Source organism: Janthinobacterium sp. GW822-FHT07H11 (assembly GCF_058798615.1).
In genome coordinates this window covers 3954327-3974926 of record NZ_CM179507.1, presented here as the reverse complement: position 1 = coordinate 3974926, position 20600 = coordinate 3954327, and the positions used below count along the sequence as shown (strand labels likewise).

Annotated in this window: 16 protein-coding genes and 1 pseudogene; 12 read left to right on the top strand and 5 right to left on the bottom strand. The window is 64.9% G+C overall.

The annotated features are described in order from the left end of the window. Positions 1 to 98 precede the first annotated feature (98 nt). A pseudogene (locus AC3RCJ_RS17530) lies at positions 99 to 823 on the top strand (SphA family protein). 19 nt (positions 824 to 842) lie between these two features. Here the strand turns inward: AC3RCJ_RS17530 and AC3RCJ_RS17525 are convergent. The 3 genes from AC3RCJ_RS17525 to AC3RCJ_RS17515 all read right to left on the bottom strand — a co-directional run bounded on the left by AC3RCJ_RS17525 (position 843) and on the right by AC3RCJ_RS17515 (position 5935). Next, entirely contained in the window at positions 843 to 1859 is a 1017-nt protein-coding gene (locus AC3RCJ_RS17525) for an AraC family transcriptional regulator (RefSeq protein ID WP_492958406.1), read from the bottom strand. A gap of 98 nt (positions 1860 to 1957) precedes the next feature. Further along, the gene (locus AC3RCJ_RS17520) at positions 1958 to 3496 is read right to left on the bottom strand and encodes a methyl-accepting chemotaxis protein (RefSeq protein WP_492958408.1); all 1539 of its coding nucleotides are present in this window, start codon (positions 3494 to 3496) and stop codon (positions 1958 to 1960) included. Positions 3497 to 3571: 75 nt separating this feature from the next. After that, a complete protein-coding gene (locus tag AC3RCJ_RS17515) occupies positions 3572 to 5935 on the bottom strand; it encodes a bifunctional salicylyl-CoA 5-hydroxylase/oxidoreductase (protein WP_492958410.1) in 2364 nt (787 codons plus the stop codon). A gap of 244 nt (positions 5936 to 6179) precedes the next feature. On the opposite strand from AC3RCJ_RS17515, the gene AC3RCJ_RS17510 reads away from it, so the two are divergent. Beyond that, positions 6180 to 6635: an acyl-CoA thioesterase gene (locus AC3RCJ_RS17510; RefSeq protein WP_492958412.1), complete on the top strand. Its 456-nt coding sequence runs from the start codon at positions 6180 to 6182 to the stop codon at positions 6633 to 6635. A gap of 8 nt (positions 6636 to 6643) precedes the next feature. Beyond that, positions 6644 to 7261 (top strand): flavin reductase family protein, encoded by a 618-nt coding sequence (locus AC3RCJ_RS17505; protein ID WP_492958414.1) that lies wholly within the window; start codon positions 6644 to 6646, stop codon positions 7259 to 7261. A 20-nt stretch (positions 7262 to 7281) separates the two neighbouring features. On the opposite strand, the gene AC3RCJ_RS17500 is transcribed toward AC3RCJ_RS17505, so the two are convergent. Together AC3RCJ_RS17500 and AC3RCJ_RS17495 are read right to left on the bottom strand one after the other, a co-directional pair. Continuing rightward, positions 7282 to 7668 carry a transposase gene (locus AC3RCJ_RS17500; protein WP_492958416.1) on the bottom strand — a complete coding sequence of 129 codons (387 nt, stop codon included), beginning with the start codon at positions 7666 to 7668 and terminating at the stop codon, positions 7282 to 7284. A 127-nt stretch (positions 7669 to 7795) separates the two neighbouring features. Next, positions 7796 to 8698, bottom strand: coding sequence for a LysR family transcriptional regulator (locus tag AC3RCJ_RS17495; protein WP_492958418.1), 903 nt, complete (start codon positions 8696 to 8698; stop codon positions 7796 to 7798). A gap of 149 nt (positions 8699 to 8847) precedes the next feature. Between AC3RCJ_RS17495 and AC3RCJ_RS17490 the strand changes: the two genes are divergently transcribed. The 9 genes from AC3RCJ_RS17490 to AC3RCJ_RS17450 all read left to right on the top strand — a co-directional run bounded on the left by AC3RCJ_RS17490 (position 8848) and on the right by AC3RCJ_RS17450 (position 20587). Then, positions 8848 to 11127, top strand: coding sequence for a thiamine pyrophosphate-dependent enzyme (locus AC3RCJ_RS17490; protein ID WP_492958420.1), 2280 nt, complete (start codon positions 8848 to 8850; stop codon positions 11125 to 11127). Continuing rightward, a complete protein-coding gene (locus tag AC3RCJ_RS17485; RefSeq protein ID WP_492958422.1) occupies positions 11120 to 12721 on the top strand; it encodes an indolepyruvate oxidoreductase subunit beta family protein in 1602 nt (533 codons plus the stop codon). Before AC3RCJ_RS17490 ends, AC3RCJ_RS17485 begins: the two co-directional genes overlap by 8 nt. 21 nt (positions 12722 to 12742) lie before the next feature. Next, positions 12743 to 13792: a carbon-nitrogen hydrolase family protein gene (locus tag AC3RCJ_RS17480; protein WP_492958424.1), complete on the top strand. Its 1050-nt coding sequence runs from the start codon at positions 12743 to 12745 to the stop codon at positions 13790 to 13792. Continuing rightward, positions 13785 to 14894: a cupin domain-containing protein gene (locus AC3RCJ_RS17475; RefSeq protein ID WP_492958426.1), complete on the top strand. Its 1110-nt coding sequence runs from the start codon at positions 13785 to 13787 to the stop codon at positions 14892 to 14894. Before AC3RCJ_RS17480 ends, AC3RCJ_RS17475 begins: the two co-directional genes overlap by 8 nt. Positions 14895 to 14919: 25 nt before the next feature. Next, on the top strand, positions 14920 to 15828 hold the full coding sequence (locus AC3RCJ_RS17470; RefSeq protein ID WP_492958428.1) for a fumarylacetoacetate hydrolase family protein: 909 nt from the start codon (positions 14920 to 14922) through the stop codon (positions 15826 to 15828). A 13-nt stretch (positions 15829 to 15841) separates the two neighbouring features. Beyond that, the gene (locus tag AC3RCJ_RS17465; RefSeq protein ID WP_492958430.1) at positions 15842 to 16606 is read left to right on the top strand and encodes a maleate cis-trans isomerase family protein; all 765 of its coding nucleotides are present in this window, start codon (positions 15842 to 15844) and stop codon (positions 16604 to 16606) included. A gap of 1 nt (position 16607) precedes the next feature. Further along, complete coding sequence (locus tag AC3RCJ_RS17460) at positions 16608 to 17198, top strand: flavodoxin family protein (protein WP_492958432.1); 591 nt, start codon at positions 16608 to 16610, stop codon at positions 17196 to 17198. A 69-nt stretch (positions 17199 to 17267) separates the two neighbouring features. Further along, the gene (locus AC3RCJ_RS17455; protein ID WP_492958434.1) at positions 17268 to 18653 is read left to right on the top strand and encodes an MFS transporter; all 1386 of its coding nucleotides are present in this window, start codon (positions 17268 to 17270) and stop codon (positions 18651 to 18653) included. A gap of 353 nt (positions 18654 to 19006) precedes the next feature. Further along, on the top strand, positions 19007 to 20587 hold the full coding sequence (locus AC3RCJ_RS17450) for a phytoene desaturase family protein (RefSeq protein ID WP_492958436.1): 1581 nt from the start codon (positions 19007 to 19009) through the stop codon (positions 20585 to 20587). Positions 20588 to 20600 lie beyond the last annotated feature (13 nt).

The window sequence follows — 20600 nt, the reverse complement described above, 5'->3', positions numbered from 1 at the left end:
AACCGCCATGGCTACCGAGGGCGCAGGACTGCGCCGTGTATCCTGACGGATTGGAAAATTTCCTGGCGGGCACCTTGCCTCCGCCCGGACTATATGGCATGGCCTACGCCGGCGGCGCCAGGTACGACACGCTGCGCGGCGAGCGCATCGCGCTGTCCAATTTCAAGGTCAGCGTCGGCGTGTTGGCGCCGCGCCTGATCTGGGTCACGGGCCAGATCAGGCGCGGCGGCCAGCTCGCGCTGCATTCTGTTGCGCCCCTGCTAGACGTCGATGCCAGGATTGGCGCCGGTCACTGGAAAAGCAGCGGGCTGGGCGACGTTATGCTTGGCGCCGCGCTGGGCTATCATGCGTCGCCGAATTTCCACTATCTGGTGGCGCTGGACTTGTATGCGCCGACCGGCAAGTACGACCGCAACGATCCGTCCAGTCTCGGCAAGAACATCTGGATGGCGCAGCCTGTCGTCGCCTTGAGCTATCTGCAGGCGGCGGGGGTCAACGCCGAGCTCAAACTGATGTATGACATTAACCAGCGCAACTCGGCGATCGATACCCGCTCCGGCCAGGCGCTGCACGCCGACTACGCAGTGGGCTATGGTTCGGCAATGGCTGGGTGGCGGGCGTTGGCGGTCATGTGTTCCGCCAGGTCAGCGCCGACGACGGCCCTGCTGCGGCTGGCAAGGCGCGCGCGGTCGCCATCGGGCCGACGCTCAAGTACGACACAGGCAAGAGCGTGTTCTTCACCGCCAAGCTGCAACGCGAGTATGCCGTGCGCAACCGGCCCGAGGGCCAGCAGTTGTACGTGAAAGCGGTGATGCCGTTCTAATGTCGCTCTGCGTGGTGACTTAGCGGCGCGGCGCCGGTGGCTTGCGCAGGCACTGGCTCGGGCTCTCGCCGAAGCGCTGCTTGTATTCGATGCTGAAGCGGCCCATGTGACTGAAGCCCCAGCGCATGGCAACACTCGTAACGTTGCTGTCGGGCTCGGCCAGCAAGGTCTGACGCGCGCCGTCCAGGCGCAGGTTGCGCAGGTATTGCAGCGGACTGATGCCGCAGTATTCGCGGAAGCCGGCGTACAGGCTGCGTATGCTGACGCCGGCCAGCTGCGCCAGTTGATCGGCGCAGATCGGCTCGTGCGCGTGTTCGCGCAGAAAGTCCTCGACCTTGCGCACATGCCGCGGCAGCACCGCCATGCGGCGCGGTCTCTTCAGTTCGCTCATATTGTGCGGTTGCGAGGCGATCAGCGTCGACACCACCAGTTGCTCGATGTTGGCCACCAGCAGACGATACTTGACGACATCGATTTCATTGGCGGCAAACGTGCTCAGGTAGAGCAGCATGCAGCGCCATGCGTTGGACTCGCGCCAGCCGAAGTCGAGCTCGAAGCGCACCGGCTCCTGGTCCGCGCGGCCAGTTTGCGCGCTCACGGCGCGCTCGATCAGTTGGCGGTCGATGCGCACCATCAGCTGGTCGGCATCCGCGCTCCAGCGCATCACCGTCGAATCGCTCGGACTGATCACCGCCGCCAGGTTGGCGTTCGAGACGATGCGCTGGCTGCCGCTTTCAATGCTGGCATGCCCGGCCAGCGGCATCTGGATCAAAAAGAAATCCTCCAGACAACCTGGCTCGATATCGACTTCGGCGCCGTATTTCAGCCTGCTCAGCGCCACACCGCCCAGCGTCATGTGGTGCATGCGCGAAGCGAGTTGCTGGGAGCCGCCGTGGATTTCCAGCCTGTGTGGCTTCATGACCTGCCCCACGAGCATGCGCGTCTGAACCAGGTCGCGCGAGGCGAACAATTGCAGATGCGGCGCGTCGAGCAAGGTGCCAGACAGCGCCTGTGAGGTGAATTGAGCATTCGGCATGATGCATTCTCCTGCTCCCGGGAGGCGCTGGGGCGCTGGCCGGGAAATTGTCTTTGAGTATTCTACAACCGGATAGAAGGGACCTCTGGCGAACTGCTTTATGAATGAAACACGGCCAACGTGTTGTTCAGTGCCCAGGATTGCCCGGCCAACTCGGCGGCAGTCGCTAATAACTCTTCGATATGGGCGGCGTTGCGCTGGGTGGCCTCATCCATGTGCGCCACCGCCTGGTGCAACTGGGCGATGCCGTCGCTTTGCTCTGCCAAGGCGATGGCGACGCGGCCGCCCAGGTCCGAGACGACATGCGCGGCCTGCACCACTTCCTGCAAGGTAAGCGTGGCTTGCGCACCGAGTCGGCTGGCTTCGGCGATCTGACCCGTCGCAGCCTTAATGAGTATGCCGATCTGCTGTGCCGCTGCTGCGCTGCGCTGCGCCAGGTTGCGCACTTCCGCCGCCACCACGGCGAAGCCGCGGCCCTGCTGGCCGGCCCGGGCCGCCTCCACGGCTGCGTTCAGCGCCAGCACATTGGTCTGGAACGCGACGCCATCGATAACACCGATGAATTCGGCGATGCCGGCCGCGCCGGCGGCCATTTTCCCGATCTGGTCAGCCAGCAATTGCACGGCGTCGCTGCCGCACGTTGCCAGCGCCACGGTCGCGCCGGCCAGCTGTTTCGCCTCGCCGGCGCCTGCGGCGTTTTGTCTCACCGTGCCGGCAAGTTGCGCCATCGTGGCGGCCGCCTGCTGCAGCGCGGCCGCTTGCTGTTCGGTCTGGCACGCCAGGCTGCGGTTGCCGTCGTCGATCGCCCGCGCGGCGGCGGCCACGGACGCGCTGCCGCCGCCAACCTGACGCACCAGTTCGCGCAGGCTCTGTTGCATGATACTCAGGCTGCCGGCAAGACCGTCCAGGGCGCCATGCGGTGGCGCCGTCGCTGGCAGGCTCAGGTTGCCGGCGCCGAGCTTAGGGCATAGCTCGTGCGCCGGGAGCAACTGCTGCAGAGCGCGTCGCAAGCGCCAGCCGGTACCGAGTTGGGCGGCGAACAGCAGCGCCACCAGGCAGGCGGCGACCGGGCCGGAATAGGGCAACGCCGCCAGGCAAAACAGTCCGGCTGCGGAACACGCCATGACCATTGTCGGGCGCGCAGCCAGCGTCGGGCGGGCGAATTGATCGAAGCAGCCGGCCAGGCCGGTGCGGCGCAGCGCGCCGCCATGCAGGCGCAACCCGCCAGCGCGGCCGCTCTTGCGCATCAGCGCGTAGGCGGCGGTGTGGTGCAGCAAGGCAGGTTCGGGCCGGGTACGCACGGTGGCGTAGCCAAGCAGGCGCCCGTCGGCCAACATCGGCGAGATGGTCGCCTGCACCCAAAAAAAGCCGCCGCCTTTGCGCCGGTGTTTCATGATGCCGGACCAGATACTGCCACCCTTGAGCGTGTTCCAGATATCGGCGAAGACTGCGTCCGGCATGTCGGGATGGCGGAACAGCTCATTGGTGGCGCCCAGCAATTCGGCTTCGCTGTAGCCGCTGACGTCGAGGAATGTCCGGTTGACATAGCTGATCTTGCTACCGGCGTCGGTACGAGAAATCAGGAACTGGTCTGCCAACAAGGGATATTCGACATCGACTGGGCACGTGGCAGGCATGGGAACTCCGATTGTGGCACCCGGACCGACCGCTGCGGGAGGGAAGGTCCGGGGCACCTGGATGGATGAAGCAGCTTAGGCTGGCAAGGTGCTGGCCCGCTTGAGGTTGCTCTCGAACTGTTGCCGCGCCACCTCATATGCCGCCGGCCAAGCCTGCTTGCGGTAGCCTAGCGAAGCTGCTGCCCGCAGCGTCCAGGCCGCGTCGGCCAGGTGTGGCCGGCCGATGGCGCACAGGTCCGCACGGCCTGATGCAATGGTGCTGTTGACGTGATCCGGCTCGAAGATGGCGCCGACGGCGATGGTCGGTACGCCCGCCTCGTTGCGGATGCGGTCGGCGAACGGCGTCTGGTACATGCGCCCGTACACCGGTTTCTGGTTTTCGCTGACCTCGCCCGAGGAACAATCGATCAGGTCGACACCGGCCTCCTTGAAGCAGCGCGCGATGGCCACCGCGTCGTCGGGCGTGATGCCGCCCTCGACCCAGTCGTGCGCAGAAATGCGCACCGAAATCGGCTTGTCCTGGGGCCAGGCGTGGCGCACGGCGGCGAACACCTGCAACGGGAAACGCAGGCGGTTTTCCAGACTGCCACCGTATTCGTCGTCGCGCTCGTTCGTCAGCGGTGAAATAAAGCTCGACAGCAGATTGCCATGGCCGCATTGCAGCTCGAGCCAGTCGAAGCCGGCGGCGTTGGCGCGTTCGGCGGCGGCGGCGAAGTCCTGGCAGACGCGCGCCATGTCGCTGTGGTCCATCGGCTTCGGCAGCGCCGAGACGCCGGCGTGATAGGGAAGCGCCGAGGCGGCCAGCAGCGGCCAGTTGCCGTCGCCGAGCGGCCGGCCACTGCTGTCGCCGGGCTCGGTCGAGCCGTGTGGACCGCCGTGCCCCAGTTGCAAGCCCATTTTGGCGGACGAATTGGCGTGGGCGAAATCGACGATGCGGGCGAAGGCCAGTTGCTGCGCGTCGTTCCACAGGCCCGGGCAGGCCGGCGTCGTCATGCCTTCCGGCGACACTGAAGTCATTTCCACCATCACCATGCCGGCACCGCCCAGCGCGCGGGCACCCAGGTGTACCAGGTGGAAGTCGCCCGGCACGCCCTTGCTGCAGGAGTAGGTCAGCATCGGCGACACTACCACGCGGTTCTGCAAGGTGGTGCCGCGCAGCGTGTATGGCGTAAACATTGGCGGCACCGGTGCTGCTTGTGGCGCCATGCCGCTGCGCTCCGCCAGCCAGTTTTCCAGACCGGCGACGTAGTCGCGGTCGCGTACGCGCAGGTTTTCGTGCGAGATGCGCTGCGAGCGTGTCAGCATCGAATAGGCAAACTGTTCCGGCTCCAACGCGGCGTAGCGGGACACGTTTTCGAACCACTCGGTCGAGTTGCGTGCGGCGTTTTGTATCTTCAACACCTCGACGCTGCGCAGGGCGTCGTAGCGCTTCAGCGCCGCCTGCATTTCTTCGATCGGGGGCGCGGTAGCGTCCGCTTGTGGCTGGTTATAGGCATCCAGGCAGCGGCTCAGCTCGATGGCATCCTCCAACGCCAGCTTGGTACCGGAGCCGATCGAGAAGTGTGCGGTGTGGGCGGCATCGCCCATCAGGATCACCGGTACCTTGCGCGCTCCTGCAGGAGCGGCCAATTCGTTCCAGTGTACCCAGCTCTGGCAGATCACGCGCGGGAAGCGGATCCAGTTGGCTGAGCCGCGCAAGTGGGTGGCGTTGCTGATCAGGGGATGGCCGTCCAGCCACGGGGCGAACAGGCGCTCGCAATAGGCGACACCTTCCGCCTGCGACATGTCTTCGATGCCGGCGGCACGCCAGACTTCCTCCGGCGCCTCGACGATGAAGGTTGAGGTGTCGGCGTCGAAGCGGTAGGCATGTGCCTGGAACCAGCCATGTTCGGTCTCGGCAAAAGCGAAGGTAAAGGCGTCGAACAGCTTGCGTGTGCCGAGCCAGACGAAGCGGCAGCGACGCAGGTCGATGTCTGGCTGGAAGGTGGCAGCATAGCGGGTGCGCACCCGGCTGTTCAAACCGTCCGAGGCGATCACCAGGTCGGCGTCGTATTCCAGCGCCAGGGCCTGGTCATCGCTGACGTCGGTTTCGAATACCAGGTTCACGCCCAGCGCCTCACAGCGCGACTGCAGGATGTTGAGCAGGCGCTTGCGTCCAATGCCGATGAAACCGTGGCCGCCGGAAGTGATGGTGCGGCCCTTGAAATGCACGTCGATGTCGTCCCAGCGGTTGAAGGCGGCGTAGATGGTCTCAGCGCTGACCGGATCGGCCTGGCGCAGATTGTCCATGGTCGCATCGGAGAAGACGACGCCCCAGCCGAAGGTATCGTAGGGGCGGTTTCGTTCGACCACAGTGATCTCGTGGGCTGGATTGCGCAGCTTCATCAACAGGCTGAAATACAGGCCGGCAGGTCCGCCACCTATGCAAAGAATCTTCATTTTTCTACCTCGTGTCCGGATATTTAAATACTTTAAGCTTCAAATATATTGGATAAAAATTTGTGCCACAAGAAAAAAATAGTCCTGCGACGCAGAAATAAGGAGGGTCGATTTGCACTATGTTTATGGCCGATTTGACGTTGCCGCCCAGCCCGATTTATGCTGTCCGACTACCGTGTTCCGGCCGCGCCGCGCACGCTCCCGGCGATGCCGCAACCCCATCATTTATTGCCAAGGTCGAATCATGAACATGCCTTTTACCGCCCAGCCAAATCTGTTCCGCCAGACACGCAAGGTGCGCTTTTCACACTGCGATCCGGCTGGCATGGTGTTCTTTCCACGTTACCTGGTGCAGTTGAACGATTTGGTCGAGGACTGGTTCGACGAGGCCCTCGAGATCAACTACGCCGAGTTCATCACGACGCGCAAGTTCGGGCTGCCTACCGTCAAGCTGGAGTGCTCCTTCCTGTCGCCCGGCGTCTTTGGCAGCGAGATCGAGTGGCAGTTGTCAGTGGAGCGGGTTGGCAATTCTTCGATCGGCCTGATGGTGCGCGGCGTCGACGGCGACCAACTCCGCTTTGAATTGCACAGCGTCCTGGTCGCGACGTCAGTGCACCAGGGGGGGGCGATGGCGCTGCCGGAGGATCTGCGCGCGGCGCTGCTGCGTTTCCGCGGACCCCAGGCGGCAGCGGCAGAGTAAGTCGGCCGATGGACAGCCCGATCGCGGCCGTGCGGCCGCAGGACTTCTACCGCCTGGCCAGCGGCAGTGTGCTGCCGCGGCCGATCGCCTGGATCAGCACCTGCGACGCCCGGGGGGTGCCCAACCTGGCGCCGTTTTCATTTTTTACGGTCGCCAGCATCGCGCCGCCGGTGCTGGCTTTTAGCCATGTCAACCGGCGCGACCTGCGCGACAAGGATACCCTGGTCAACTTGTTGCACGGCGGCGGCTGCGTGGTGCACACGGTGGCGCAGGCGATGGCCGAGGCGATGAACCTGAGTAGCGCCGAGATTCCACCCGACTGCGACGAATTCGCACTGGCCGGCCTTGCCATGATCGACAGCCACTGCGTGGCGGCGCCATCGCTGCGCGATGCCGCCGTGCGCTTCGAATGCCGGCTGCGCGACATCGTGCGGTTCGGGGAGCAGCCGATGGCGGGGCAGTTGGTGCTGCTCGACGTGGTGCACGTCAGTGTCGACGAGACGATGCTGGACGAGCGCGGCCACGTCGATTCGGCGCGCCTGGACGTGGTCGGCAAGCTCGGAGGCGATAGCTATTGCACCACGCATGAACGCTTTACGCTGGCTCGGCCGACCTCGCCGGGCTAGGGCGCCGCCTCAGAGCGAGTTCAACGCATCAAGGCGCTGCAGAAGGTGGCGCGCACCGGCGTCATGGCGCTGGTCTGCTCGTGTGCGGCGACAGCCTTGGCGCACTCCATCACGCGCCCGCGTGCCGCCAGGCGCTGCGTCATCGCATGCCAGGTGCCGTCGGCCAGCCAGCGCTCGAAGTGGCGCCGGCTGGTGCTCGGCGACGGATAGTGCGGCGGCAGCGTCAGCCAGCCGGCGCCGCTCCACAATATCCACAGCGCGGCGTTGACCATGGCGCGCGGCGCCGCGCGAGGCCGGCCGCGCTGAGGCGCGCCGCCGTCGCTGGCATGGTGCAATGCTGCGACCAGCCGCCATTCTTCGTCGTCGAGTTCCCTGAACGGGGTCGCGCCGGACCGATCGGTTGCCACCTGACTGCTGCCTGCCTTGTTCATGATTGACTACTCCTTCAAAGTCATTATGGGGTGCATACGCGCGATGCGCTATCCGATATCGGCGGGTCCTATCCCAAAGCGCATGAATATTGCATCACCGGGATCAGGTGGACAGGGTTGCGATCAGCAGCTCGCGCAGCCAGCGATTTGCCTGGCTCTCTTCGAAGTCTGCATGCCAGTGCACGGTCACCTCGACCTCCGGTATCGCCACGGGGAGTTCGAAGATCGAGAAGTGGCGTCCGTTGTTGAGGTTCTGCGCAGCCCGGCGCGGCAAGGTCACCGCCCAGTCGGTACGCTGGAGTAGTTGCGGCACCACGCTGAAATGCGGTATCTGCAGGACGATGTTGCGGTGGATGTTGTGTTCGCGCAAAAAATCCTCGATCAGCCGGTGGCTGTTGTCGGCCGAGGCCACGAACACATGCGCCATGGCCGTGTATTCCCCGACCGTCAGCTTGCGTCGGGTGTCGCCGGCCCGCTTGCGGGTGATGCAAACGTACGCTTCGTGAAACACTGCATGCCACTGCGTCGCCGGTTTGAGCGTCGGCAGGTTGCCGACCGCAAGGTCCACCCGACCGCTGCGCAACGCTTCCTCGATCTGCCCAAGCGGCAACTGGCTGACTTCCAGGCGCACATGCGGCGCGACCTCGAGCAGCCGTTCGCACAGTGGCGGCAGAAACACCATCTCGCCGATGTCCGACATCGTCAGGTGGAAGGTGCGGGTGCTGGTGGCCGGATCGAAGTCCTCACCGTGGCGCAGCGCGTCCTGGATGGCCGACATGGCGCGCCGGATAGGCTCGCGCAGCGCCAGCGCCGCCGAAGTCGGTTGCATGGTGTTGCCCGACCGTACGAACAGGGGATCGTTGAACATCGCCCGCAGCCGTCCCAGCGCGTAACTGACGCCTGGTTGCGACAGGCCCAGACGGTTGCCCGCCTGGGTCAGGCTTTGCTCTTCGGCGATCGCGTGGAACACGCGAAGCAAGTTCAGGTCGGCTTCAAGGATATCCATGCCACCTATTCTCCATAGTTTATTTATTTATTTGACTGATATTCTAACCCGCCAATACACTCGGTCACAAGGTGTATTCAAGCCCGTTTAACCGCCCTTCAAGAAAGGCGGAGACGGAGGGGATCAGGTTTATTCAGCGGGAGATATTCGTGGCAGAAAGATCATTTAAGAAAGAAGTGCAGAAACTGCGCGCCAAGGAGGGCGAAGTCTTTGCCGGAGAAGGCATCCTGGCCGTCACCAAGGCCTTGCTGCAATCTGGTGTGTCGTATGTGGCCGGCTATCAAGGCTCGCCGATCTCGCATTTGATGGATGTGCTGGCGGACGCCAGCGACATCATGGAAGAGCTGGGTGTGCACTTCGAGAGCAGCGCCAGCGAGGCAACGGCAGCGGCGACGCTGGCCGCGTCGGTGAATTACCCCCTGCGCGGCGCCATCACCTTCAAGGCCACGGCCGGCACCAACGTCGCCTCGGACCCGTTGTCGAACTTGTCGTCGGGCGGCGTCACCGGCGGCGCCCTGATCATCGTCGGCGAAGACTATGGCGAAGGTTCCAGCATCATGCAGGAGCGGTCGCACGCTTTTGCCATGAAGTCGCAGATGTGGCTGCTCGATCCGCGACCGAACCTGCCGTCGATCGTCCGTGCTGTCGAAAAAAGCTTCGAATTATCGGAGGCGAGCAACACCCCGGTGATGCTGCAGATGCGTATCCGCGCCTGCCACATGCATGGCCATTTCATCGCCCGCGACAACGTGCGCCCCGCGTTCACGCTGAGCGACGCGATGAACAACCCGTCGCGCGACATCAGCCGCATCGTCCTGCCACCTGCCAGTTTCGTCCACGAAGACGAAAAGATCAACAAGCGCTGGCCGGCGGCGGTGGAGTTTATTCGCCGCGAGAAGCTCAACGAATTCTTCGGCGATCCCGAAGGCGCCGACGGCCTGGTGATCCAGGGCGGCATGTACAACACGGTCATCCGCGCACTGCAACTGATCGGCCTGGCCGATGTGGAAGGCAATACCGCGGTGCCGCTATATGTCATGAACGTCGCCTACCCGCTGATCGACGAGGAATTGCGCGGCTTCTGCCAGGGCAAGGCGGCGGTGCTGATGATCGAGGAGGGGCAGCCAGAGTTCATCGAGCAGGAGGTCAACACCAGCCTGCGCCGCGTCGACATGCAGACACGCGTGCACGGCAAGGACTTCCTGCCGCGCGTCGGCGATTACACGACGACGGTGGTGCTGAAGGCTCTCGTCAAGTTCTTCGACCGCTACCGGCCTGAACTGGCGGTGCGCGAGCGCCTGCCGGAAGGTGTGCGCGCCGCGCTGGCGCCGCGCCCGGTGACGATTCCTGTGCGCATGGCCAGCGCCGCCGAGATGGCATCGGCCGCGCCGCCCCAGGTGCCCGCACGCGTTCCAGCGCCTGCGCCAATGCCACTGAAAGTAGCGGCGCCGGTCACCATGGAAGTGCTGGACCCCGTCATGGACGTGCATGCGCGGCCGCCGTCGTTCTGTACCGGTTGCCCGGAGCGGCCGATCTTCACCGCGATGAAGCTGGTGCAGCGCGAAATCGGTTCGCACCATATCAGCTGCGACATCGGCTGCCACTTGTTTTCGATCCTGCCGCCGTTCAACCTCGGCGCCACCACTATGGGCTATGGCCTGGGCTGGGCCGGCGCCTCGGCATTCAACACCACTGAAACCTCGCGTCGCACCATCAGTATCATGGGCGATGGCGGCTTCTGGCACAATGGCCTGACCAGCGGCGTTGGCAACGCGGTGTTCAACAAGAGCGACAACGTGCTCGTTATTATCGATAACGGGTATTCGGCCGCCACCGGTGGCCAGGACATCCTGTCGTCGAAGGCCGAGAATGATCACCGCATCACCAATTTGCCGATCGAGAAGGCGGTGCGCGGCGTCGGCGTCGAGTGGGTCCGCACCATTACCAACACCTATGGCATCGCCAACATGCGCGACACGCTGCGCGAGGCGCTGACCACCAAGGTCAGCGGTCCGAAGGTGATCATTGCCCAGTCCGAGTGCATGCTCAACAAACAGCGGCGCGTCAAGCCGCTGATGCGCAAGCTCGCTGGCGAGGGCAAGCGCGTCGTGCGCGAGCGCTTCGGTGTCGATTCCGACACCTGCACCGGCGACCACTCCTGCATCCGTCTGTCCGGCTGCCCCTCGCTGTCGGTCAAGGACAACCCCGATCCGCTGCGGCGCGACCCGGTCGCCACCGTGCTCGATAGCTGCGTCGGCTGCGGCGTGTGTGGCGAAGTGGCGCACGCGGCCGTTCTTTGCCCGTCCTTCTATCGCGCCCAGATCATCAGCAACCCGACCCGCCTCGACAAGCTGAGCAAGCGCGTCGCCACGGCCGTGATCGGCTTCCTGCAACGGCGACTTGCCACCCGGGAGTTGAGCCATGCATAAAACCGTACCAAGCGAGAGCACATTCACAGAAGCCCGCTACGCAGGGGAGATCGCCAAGCCGGCGCCGCAGGTGCGCCCCATCTGCATCGCCATCCTCGCCATGGGCGGCGAGGGTGGCGGCGTGCTGGCCGATTGGATCGTCGACCTCGCCGAGCAGCAAGGCTATCCGGCGCAGAGCACCTCGGTGCCCGGCGTGGCCCAGCGCACAGGCACCACTATCTACTACGTCGAATTCCTGCCTCAGGCGGCGTCGGCTAACGGCCACGCGCTGGCGCCGGTGTTGTCGCTGATGCCGGTGCCGGGCGACGTCGACATCGTGGTCGCCTCCGAGCTGATGGAGATGGGGCGCGCCGTGCAGCGCGGCCTGGTCAGCCCCGGCCAGACCACCCTGGTCGCCTCCACCAACCGGGTCTATTCGATGACCGAGAAGAGCGCGATGGGCGACGGCCGCGTCGACCCCGTGCCCTTCATCGAGGCGGCGCAGAAGGCGGCCAAGCGTTTCGTCTACGGCGATTTCGCCGTGCTGGCCGAGCGCAACGGCAGCGTCATCAGCGCGGCCCTGTTCGGTGCGCTGGCCGGCACCGGCGCCTTGCCCTTCAGCCGCGAGCAGTTCGAAGCCGCGATCCGTCGCGCCGGCGTCGGCGTCGACAGCAGCCTGAAAGCCTTCGGCGCCGGCTTCGACCTGGCGCAAAATGGCCCGGCCCCGCAGACTCCGGCAGCGCGTCCGGCCGTTGTGGAGCGCACCCAGGGCCTGCTCAAGGCGATGGACGAGCGCATCGCCACCGAGTTCCCGGCGGTGGCCGGCACTGTCCTGAAGGCCGCAGTGCGGCGCCTGGCCGACTACCAAAGCCTGGCCTACGCCGAGCTGTACCTGAAACGGCTGGCGCCGCTGCGTGACATCGACAAGCGCCGCGGCGACAGCAAGGCGCCGCTGCTGGTCGAGACGGCGCGCTACCTGGCACTGTGGATGTCGTACGAGGACACGGTGCGCGTGGCGGACCTGAAAATCCGCGCCACCCGCTTCCAGCGCGTCAACAAGGAAGTCAAGGCCAAGGCCGACCAGGTCTTGCACATCAATGAATACTTCCATCCGCGCCTCGACGAGATCGCCGACACCTTGCCGGTCTGGTTGGGCACATTGCTGATGCGTCCCGGCCCCCTGCGCAACGCTCTGGAGCGCGCCACCAGGAAGGGGCGCGTGGTGCGCACTACCTCGTTACGCGGCTTCCTGCTGCTGTACGGCGTGGCGGCGCTGCGCGGCACGCGGCCGAAGTCGCTGCGCTACCAGCGTGAACATGCGGAAATGTGCAACTGGCTCGCGCATATCCAGCAGCACGCGGGGTCGCACTACGAGATGGCGCTGGAAATCGCCGAATGTCAACGCCTGGTGAAAGGTTACGGCGATACCCACGCGCGCGGCATGCGCAATTTCAAACTGATCGAGGGGCTGTTGCCGAAACTGCTGGCCAACGACGACGGCGTCAGCCGCATGCGGCAACTGCGCGAGGCGGCCCTGAAGGACGAGGAGGGCGTGCAGCTCGCCACCTTGTTGCAGGGCTGGAACTGGTCCGACGCCGCGGTGGCGGCGCACTAAAAACTTTTTGGAGGAAATACCATGCTTGAATTACCGAAGTTTACCGCTGCGGCGGTGCAGGCCGCGCCGGTCTTCCTGGACACGGCGGCGACCGTCGACAAGGCGGTCTCGCTGATCCACGAGGCAGCTGCCGGCGGCGCGCGCCTGGTGGCTTTCCCTGAAGTCTTCATCGCCGGCTATCCCTACTGGAGCTGGATCATGACGCCGCTCGAGGGCAGCGCCTGGTTCGAACGACTCTACCGCAGCGCCATACTGGTGCCCGGGCCGGAAGTCGACGCCCTGTGCAGTGCCGCGCGCAAGGCCAACATCAATGTCGTCATCGGCGTCAACGAGCGGGCCGGGCATAGCCTGGGGACCATCTACAACACCGTACTGACGATCGGCGCCGACGGGCGCCTGCTGGGTCGTCACCGCAAGCTGGTGCCGACCTGGGCGGAAAAACTGACCTGGGCGCCGGGCGACGCCAGCGGCCTGAAGGTGCACCAGACCGACATCGGCCCGCTGGGCGCGCTGGCGTGCGGCGAGAACACCAATACGCTGGCGCGCTACGCGCTGCTGGCGCAGGGCGAGCTGGTCCACGTGGCCAACTATATATCGCTGCCGGTGGCGCCGCCCGACTACGACATGGCCGAGGCCATCAAGGTGCGGGCGATGGCGCACAGCTTCGAGGGCAAGGTGTTTACCGTGGTCTCCTGCTCGACCGTGTCTGAGGAAATCATCTGCGCGATGGAGCGCGAAAAGCCGGGCGTGCGTACTTTGCTCGAACGCAAGAACAGCGCGTTCTCGGCCATCATCGGCCCCGACGGCCGCGTCGTCGGCGAGCCGTTGCTCGACGAGGAAGGCATCGTCTACGGCGAAATCGACCTGGGACGCTGCATCCAGCTCAAGCAGATGCACGACATCGTTGGCCACTACAACCGCTTCGACATTTTCGAGCTGAAGGTCAACACTGCGCCGCAACGCCCTATCACCCTGTATGGCGCCGCGCCTGCCGGCGGCGAGGCCGGCCGCGCGCATGCCGATGAAGCGGACGCCGCCGCCGACCTGCAACAAGGAGAACGTCATGCGTGAAAACATGATCGGCCGGGCCAACGTCGAGGACACCCCTGAACTGCAGGAATATTACCGCCAGCTGGCGCAGCACGAGGCCGGGGCGCTGTGGACCGTGGCCAACAAGATTGAGCCATGGTTCCCGAAATCGTCGTCGCAAGCCACGCTGTGGCGCTACCGCGACCTGCGCGAACTGGTGTTGCGCTCGGTCGAGCTGGTGACGCCTGAGCAGGCCGGCCGGCGCGTCGTGATGCTGACCAATCCGGGGCGGCGCGACGTCAGCGCCAGCGTCGGCTGGCTCTACTCCGGCCTGCAGGTAATGCGACCCGGCGAGGAGGCGAGCGCACACTGCCATTCGGCTTCGGCGCTGCGCTTCATTATGGAAGGCTCGGGCGCATACACGGTGGTCGACGGCCACAAGATGACGCTCAACGCGCGCGACTTCGTGCTCACGCCGAACGGCACCTGGCACCAGCACGGGGTGGAGGAGTCAGGCGAGTGGTGCGTTTGGCAGGACGGCCTCGACATCCCGCTGGTCAACGCCCTGGAGGCCAATTTCTACGCGGTGCATCCCGACCTGATGCAAAAGCCCACCTTCCCAGTGGACGATTCGACGCTGACCTTCGGCGGACCCGGGCTGATGCCGGTCAATTTCAAGTGGGACAAGCCGTATTCGCCGCTGTTCAAGTACCAGTGGGACGCCACCTACGAGGCGCTGCAGAACTACGCCAGGGTCAGTGACGGCTCGCCCTACGACGGCATTATCCAGCAGTTCGTCAACCCGGTGACGGGCGGGCCGGTCATGCCGACGATGGGCGCCAGCATGCAGTTGCTGCGCCCGGGCGAGCACACCAGGGCGCACCGCCACACCGGCAGCGTGATGTACCAGGTCGCCAAGGGCAGCGGCTATTCCATCGTCGGCGGCAAACGCCTCGACTGGCAGGAGAAGGACATCTTCTGCGTGCCCTCGTGGCAAGTGCACGAGCACGCCAACGGCTCCTCCAGCGAGGACGCCTGCCTGTTTTCCTTCAATGATTTTCCCGTCATGCGCGCCCTCGGCCTGTATCGCGAAGAGGCATGGGACGACAACGGCGGCCACCAGCGTGTGACAGCGCAACAGTAGTTCAATCAAAAGAAAAGAGAACAACATGAAACTAATTACCTTCCAGAACCGCAAGTTGCAGACCCGCCTTGGCGCACTGGTCGATGGCCTTGTCATCGACATCGAGCGCCTGGGCGCCGCCGCCGGCGTCGCGCTCCCCGACAATATGCTCGACTTCATCGACGCCGCGCCGGCCTCGCTCGAATTCACCCGCGAGCTGCTGGGTAAGTTCGCCGACAGCTGGCCGGTAGGCGTGGCCACGCCGGCGTCCAATGTGCGTCTGCTGGCGCCGATTCCTCGTCCGCGCAAGAACATCTTCGGCATCGGCCTGAACTACGTCGAGCACGTCGCCGAGTCGGCCCGCACGCTCGACACGTCGACCGATCTGCCTAAACAGCCGGTGGTGTTCTCCAAGCCGCCGACCAGTGTGATCGGCCCGGGCGACGCCATCGAGCACAACGCCAACATCACCCAGCAGCTGGACTGGGAAGTCGAGCTGGCTGTGGTCATCGGCGCCACCTGCCGCCGCATCAGCCAGGAAAAAGCCATGGATGCCGTGTTCGGGTACACCGTCATCAACGACATCAGCGCGCGCGACTGCCGCCGCGCCGGTCAATGGATTTTCTCCAAGGGCCAGGACACGTTCGCGCCGATGGGGCCGTGCATCGTCACCGCCGACGAAGTGGCCGATCCGCACAACCTCGACCTGTGGCTGAAAGTCAACGGCCAGATCAAGCAGCAGTCGAACACCCGCCACCTGCTCTTTAACATTCCGACCCTGATCGCGGACATCAGCTCGGCCATCACATTGGAGCCGGGCGATATCATCGCCACCGGCACGCCGTCGGGCGTGGGCGCAGGTCGCAACCCGCAGGAGTGGCTGTGGCCCGGCGACGTGGTGGAACTGGGCGTCGAGTCGATCGGCGAGCTGCGCAACCCTGTCGTGGCGGTGTGAAATGACAACCAATATGAACCAGCAGACCGCCAAGCGCTTCCGTGTCGGCCAGATCGTGCCCAGTTCGAACACCACGATGGAAACCGAGATCCCGGCGATGCTGCGGGCGCGGGAACTGATCCTGCCCGAGCGCTTCAGCTTCCATTCCAGCCGCATGCGCATGAAAAAGGTCACCAAGGAGGAACTGGAGGCGATGGACCGCGACTCCGACCGCTGCGCCGACGAGCTCTCCGACGCCCGCGTCGACGTGATGGGCTACGCCTGCCTGGTCGCCATCATGAGCATGGGCACCGGCTACCATCGCCAGTCGGAGCAGCGTCTGCACGCGCGCACGGTACAAAACGGTGGCGCCGCCCCTGTGGTGAGCAGTGCCGGCGCGCTGATCGAGGGTTTGCACGCGATGGGCGCCAAGCGCGTCTCGATCATCTGCCCCTACATGAAGCCGCTCACCAAGCTGGTGGTCGACTACATCGAGAGCGAGGACATCCACGTGCACGACTACTGTGCGCTGGAGATCCCCGACAACCTCGAAGTGGGCGCGCGCGACCCGCTGGCGTTGCTGGACATCTACAAGAACGTATCTCTGCAGGGCATCGACGCGCTGGTGATCTCGGCCTGCGTGCAGATGCCATCGCTGGCCGCCGTGCCGGCGGTCGAGGCGCAGGCCGGCATCCCGGTGGTGTCGGCGGCGGTGTGCACGACCTGGAAAATGCTCACCATGCTTGGCCTGGAAACCCGGGTGCCGGACGCTGGCAGTTTGCTGACTGGGCGTTACTGAGATGGCCGCGCCGGACTGCGGTGGCGTCCGCGTCGCTGTGATTTTCCACAGCGGCGAGGGACACACGGCCACCCTGGCACAGGCGGTGTTGCGCGGAGTCGAGGCGGTCGGCGCGAACGGCGAGCTGTTCGACGCCGCTGCGGCGATCCTGCGCATGGAGGAGTTGCAGCGCTTCGACGCCCTGGTGTTCGGCTCGCCGACCTACATGGGCAGCGTGTCTGCCGGCTTCAAGGCCTTCATGGAGGAGAGTCGGCTGGCGCGCGGCCAGTGGCGCGACAAGCTTGCCGCCGGCTTCACCAACTCGGCCAGCCAGAGTGGAGACAAGCTCAACACTCTGGTGCAACTGGCCATTTTCGCCGCCCAGCACAGCATGCTGTGGGTCAGCCTCGGGCTCCGCGCGGGCAACAACTCGACGCAGGGCAGCGTCGATGAGCTGAACCGGTTGGGCAGCTTCCTCGGCGCGATGGCGCAGTCGAATGTCGACCAGAGCGCCGAGCACGCGCCGCCGGAAAGCGACCGCGCCACGGCATTCTGCCTTGGCCAGCGGGTCGCCACGGTGGCGCAGCAATTCCGCTACGGGGTGGCGCAATAAAAAAGAGGGGCAGCCGCGGCGCGGGCGCGCGGCGCGACTGCCTTGTTCGAGTGCATCGGGAGACATGGAATGCAAACAATTAAAAATACTAAGAATATTCCTGCCAGAACGACCTACCTGACCCTGTTTTTATGCTGGCTCGGGATTTTTGCGGAAGGCTATGACGTAGGCGTCATTGGCGCGATCCTGCCGTCGTTGTCGGTGGACCTGGCATGGCAGCTGACTCCGCTGCAACTTGGCGCGCTGGGCGCCTACACGATCGTCGGCATGCTGGTCGGCGGGCTGGTGATCGGGACCATGAGCGACGTTTACGGACGCAAGCCGATGTTCGTCGGCTGCCTCGCGCTGTTTACTCTGAGCATGGTCAGCGTCGCCATGGCGCCGACGCCTCTGTGGTTCGGCGTCAGCCGCGTGCTGGGCGGCTTGGGCCTGGGCGGCATCATTCCGGTTGCCGCCGCCTTGTGCACCGAGTATTCGCCGGCGTCGCGCAAGAGCTTCAACTATGGCCTGATGTATTCGGGTTACTCACTGGGCATCTTTGCCGCCGCGCTCACGGCGAAAGGCTTGCTGCCCATCTATGGCTGGCGCGGCGTGGTAGCCGTCGGCGCGTTTCCGCTGGCCTTTATCCCCTTGATCGTCTGGCTGCTGCCCGAATCGATCGAATTTCTGCGCGCCAGGGGACTGCATCAGCGCGCCAGGGCCTTGGCTACCCGGCTGGGCGTCGCCGGCAGCCATGGTGGGGCATCCAGGATTACGACGCAGTCGGGCTGGCGCCCGGGCGTGAGAGAAATTTTCGCTCGGCCAAACATCTTCGCCACCGCCTGTTTCTGGATCGCACTGTTCATGGGACTGCTGCTGGTCTACGGCCTGACGCAATGGCTGCCGCAAATCATGCGCAAGAGCGGCTACGACCTCGGCGACAGCCTGTCCTTCCTGGCCATCTTCAGCTTCGCCTCGGCGGTCGGCGGCATTTTGCTCGGCCGCATCGCCGACGCCTTCGGCGTGCGCGCCGTTGTCGCTGCGTCCTACCTGCTCGGCGCCGCCGGCATCGCGGCACTGGCGTTCAAGGGATCGCTGTGGACCAACTACGCGCTGGTGGCGGTGGCCGGCTTCGGCAGCGTGTCGGCGTCGCTGATCCTGACCGCCCATCTGGCCAATTACGTGGCGCCGTTTGCCCGCGCCACCGCCACCGGCTGGGCCTTGAGCTTCGGCCGCATCGGCGCGCTGTGCGGCCCCTTGCTGGGCGGCTTCATTGCCAGCCTCGCCATCGGGGTCGCATTGGAACTTTTATGGCTTCTCGATTGCCGCCTTGATCGCGGCCGGCGCCGTGCTGATGATTCCAGCACAACGCACAACGAAAAAAACCTGGCCAGCACCTGCTTCCTGAAACAATGCGGCTCCCTCGACAACCGGATGGGCGATCGCGCCCAATCACATCCACCGTATTTATTCTGAAAATATTAATAATCTATTGGACTGATATGTTGCCACTTAATAATATCTATATGCAGTAAATGCAATGAATACTCGATCTCCGGCATCAAACGGGGACACGTCCCGAAATTCAATCTCGACGTCTTGGAGGACCTATGAGATGGTTTGCGCGCATTAAAAATTCCCATGCCGCCACGCTGGCCGTGGCGATCCCCCTGCTGATTCTCACGCTGTGTCGCGCGGCGAACCCCATACGCTGACGCTGGACTACAACGTGGCGTTGCCGAAGCGCGACCCGAGCACGGGTTCGGCTGGCTCGGCGCCGCAGCTGTCACAACCATAGGCGGCCCTAGTGGCTGCGCAGGAGAGTTATCATGGAAGAAGTAGACTATCTGATCGTGGGGTCCGGCATCAACGCGCTGGTGGCGGCGGCCATGCTGGCCAAGGAAGGCCATCGCGTCGCGCTGTACGAACGCAATGACCGCATCGGCGGGTGCATTCGCAGCGAGGAGATCATCGCGCCGGGCTACATCCACGACGTGATGGCGACCACCTTTGCGCTGTTCCTCACATCGCCTGCCTATGCCGAACTGGGCCCCGACCTGGAGCGGCGCGGCCTGCGCTTCGCGCACACGCGAACGCCGACCGGGGTGCTGATGCCTGACGGGCGCTTCACGATCCTGTCGAACCAGCGCGACGAGAACGTCGCGCGCCTGGATGCGCTGGCGCGGGGCGACGGCGCGCGCTGGAGCCTGGAAATGGCCAGGCTCGACAGGGATGCGCCGTTCCTGTTCGCGCTGCTGGGCGGCCCGTTGTGGTCGTTTGCCACGCTGCGACTGCTGACGGGCCAGGCCTGGCGGCGCGGGCCGCGCGGACTGGCCGCCTTCTTCGGCGAGGCGCTCGGCACTGCGCGTGGCTGGCTTGACGCGCGCTTCCAGTCCGACCTGGTCAAGGCGTTGCTGGCGCCGTGGGTCTTGCACGCCGGGCTCACGCCGGAAAGCACATTCTCGGCGCAGATGGCGAAGGTCATCGTCTACGCGCTGGAGGGCGCTGGCGCGCCGGTGGTCTGCGGCGGCGCGCAGCAATTCCTGCTTGCCTTCGAAAAACTCATCGGCGACCACGGCGGCGCGATCCATCTCAACGCCGACGTCGCTTCGGTGCTGTTGGACGGCAAGGGGCGCGCACGCGGCCTCGCCCTGTCCGACGGCCGTAACATCCGCGCTCGCAAGGGCGTCATTTGCGGCGTCACCCCGGCACAGTTGTACGGGCGGCTGCTAGCCCCCGACCTGGTCGGCCCCGCACTGGCCGAGGCCAGCGCGGCCTACCGCCTTGGCAAGGGCTGTATGCAAATCCACTATGCCCTGTCCGCCGCACCGGCGTGGTCTGCGGCGGAACTGGGCCAGGTGGCACTGATTCACCTCAGCGGCGGCATCGACAGCATATCCAAGGCGTGCAATGAGGCCGAACGGGGCATGTTGCCGGCTGAGCCGACCATTTGCCTCGGCCAGCCCAGCGTTCTGGACCCTAGCCGCTGCCCGCCGGGCGGCGCGATCCTGTGGCTTCAACTGCTCGAAATGCCGCACTGCATATTGGGCGACGCGAAGGGTGAACTGGCGGTGCCCGACGGCGGCGCGTGGAACGCGCGCATCAAGGAGGAATATGCCGACCGGGTCGAGGAAATCCTGTGCCGGCATCTGCATGGCTTCCGCGAGACGGTGATCGGGCGCAAGGTGTACTCGCCCGCCGACCTGCAGACCCTCAACGTGAACCTGCTCGACGGCGACCCTTACGGCGGCGCCTGCGACCTCGACCAGTTCCTCGTATGGCGGCCGTTCCCCGGCTCGGTCAACCACCGTACCCATATACCCGGGCTTTACCACATTGGCGCCTCGACCCATCCCGGTCCTGGCTTGAGCGGCAGCTCGGGCTATCTGCTGGCCAAGGCGCTGCATTGAACGCGGATTCGAT

What these genes read in the sequence shown, in the direction of transcription:
- AC3RCJ_RS17485 (WP_492958422.1), top strand. Translation starts at nt 11,120, where the DNA reads ATGCATAAAACCGTACCAAGCGAGAGCACATTCACAGAAGCCCGCTAC.
- AC3RCJ_RS17520 (WP_492958408.1), bottom strand. Translation starts at nt 3,496, where the DNA reads ATGCCTGCCACGTGCCCAGTCGATGTCGAATATCCCTTGTTGGCAGAC.
- AC3RCJ_RS17505 (WP_492958414.1), top strand. Translation starts at nt 6,644, where the DNA reads ATGGACAGCCCGATCGCGGCCGTGCGGCCGCAGGACTTCTACCGCCTG.
- AC3RCJ_RS17450 (WP_492958436.1), top strand. Translation starts at nt 19,007, where the DNA reads ATGGAAGAAGTAGACTATCTGATCGTGGGGTCCGGCATCAACGCGCTG.
- AC3RCJ_RS17495 (WP_492958418.1), bottom strand. Translation starts at nt 8,698, where the DNA reads ATGGATATCCTTGAAGCCGACCTGAACTTGCTTCGCGTGTTCCACGCG.
- AC3RCJ_RS17480 (WP_492958424.1), top strand. Translation starts at nt 12,743, where the DNA reads ATGCTTGAATTACCGAAGTTTACCGCTGCGGCGGTGCAGGCCGCGCCG.
- AC3RCJ_RS17515 (WP_492958410.1), bottom strand. Translation starts at nt 5,935, where the DNA reads ATGAAGATTCTTTGCATAGGTGGCGGACCTGCCGGCCTGTATTTCAGC.
- AC3RCJ_RS17460 (WP_492958432.1), top strand. Translation starts at nt 16,608, where the DNA reads ATGGCCGCGCCGGACTGCGGTGGCGTCCGCGTCGCTGTGATTTTCCAC.
- AC3RCJ_RS17465 (WP_492958430.1), top strand. Translation starts at nt 15,842, where the DNA reads ATGAACCAGCAGACCGCCAAGCGCTTCCGTGTCGGCCAGATCGTGCCC.
- AC3RCJ_RS17525 (WP_492958406.1), bottom strand. Translation starts at nt 1,859, where the DNA reads ATGCCGAATGCTCAATTCACCTCACAGGCGCTGTCTGGCACCTTGCTC.
- AC3RCJ_RS17455 (WP_492958434.1), top strand. Translation starts at nt 17,268, where the DNA reads ATGCAAACAATTAAAAATACTAAGAATATTCCTGCCAGAACGACCTAC.
- AC3RCJ_RS17510 (WP_492958412.1), top strand. Translation starts at nt 6,180, where the DNA reads ATGAACATGCCTTTTACCGCCCAGCCAAATCTGTTCCGCCAGACACGC.
- AC3RCJ_RS17475 (WP_492958426.1), top strand. Translation starts at nt 13,785, where the DNA reads ATGCGTGAAAACATGATCGGCCGGGCCAACGTCGAGGACACCCCTGAA.
- AC3RCJ_RS17470 (WP_492958428.1), top strand. Translation starts at nt 14,920, where the DNA reads ATGAAACTAATTACCTTCCAGAACCGCAAGTTGCAGACCCGCCTTGGC.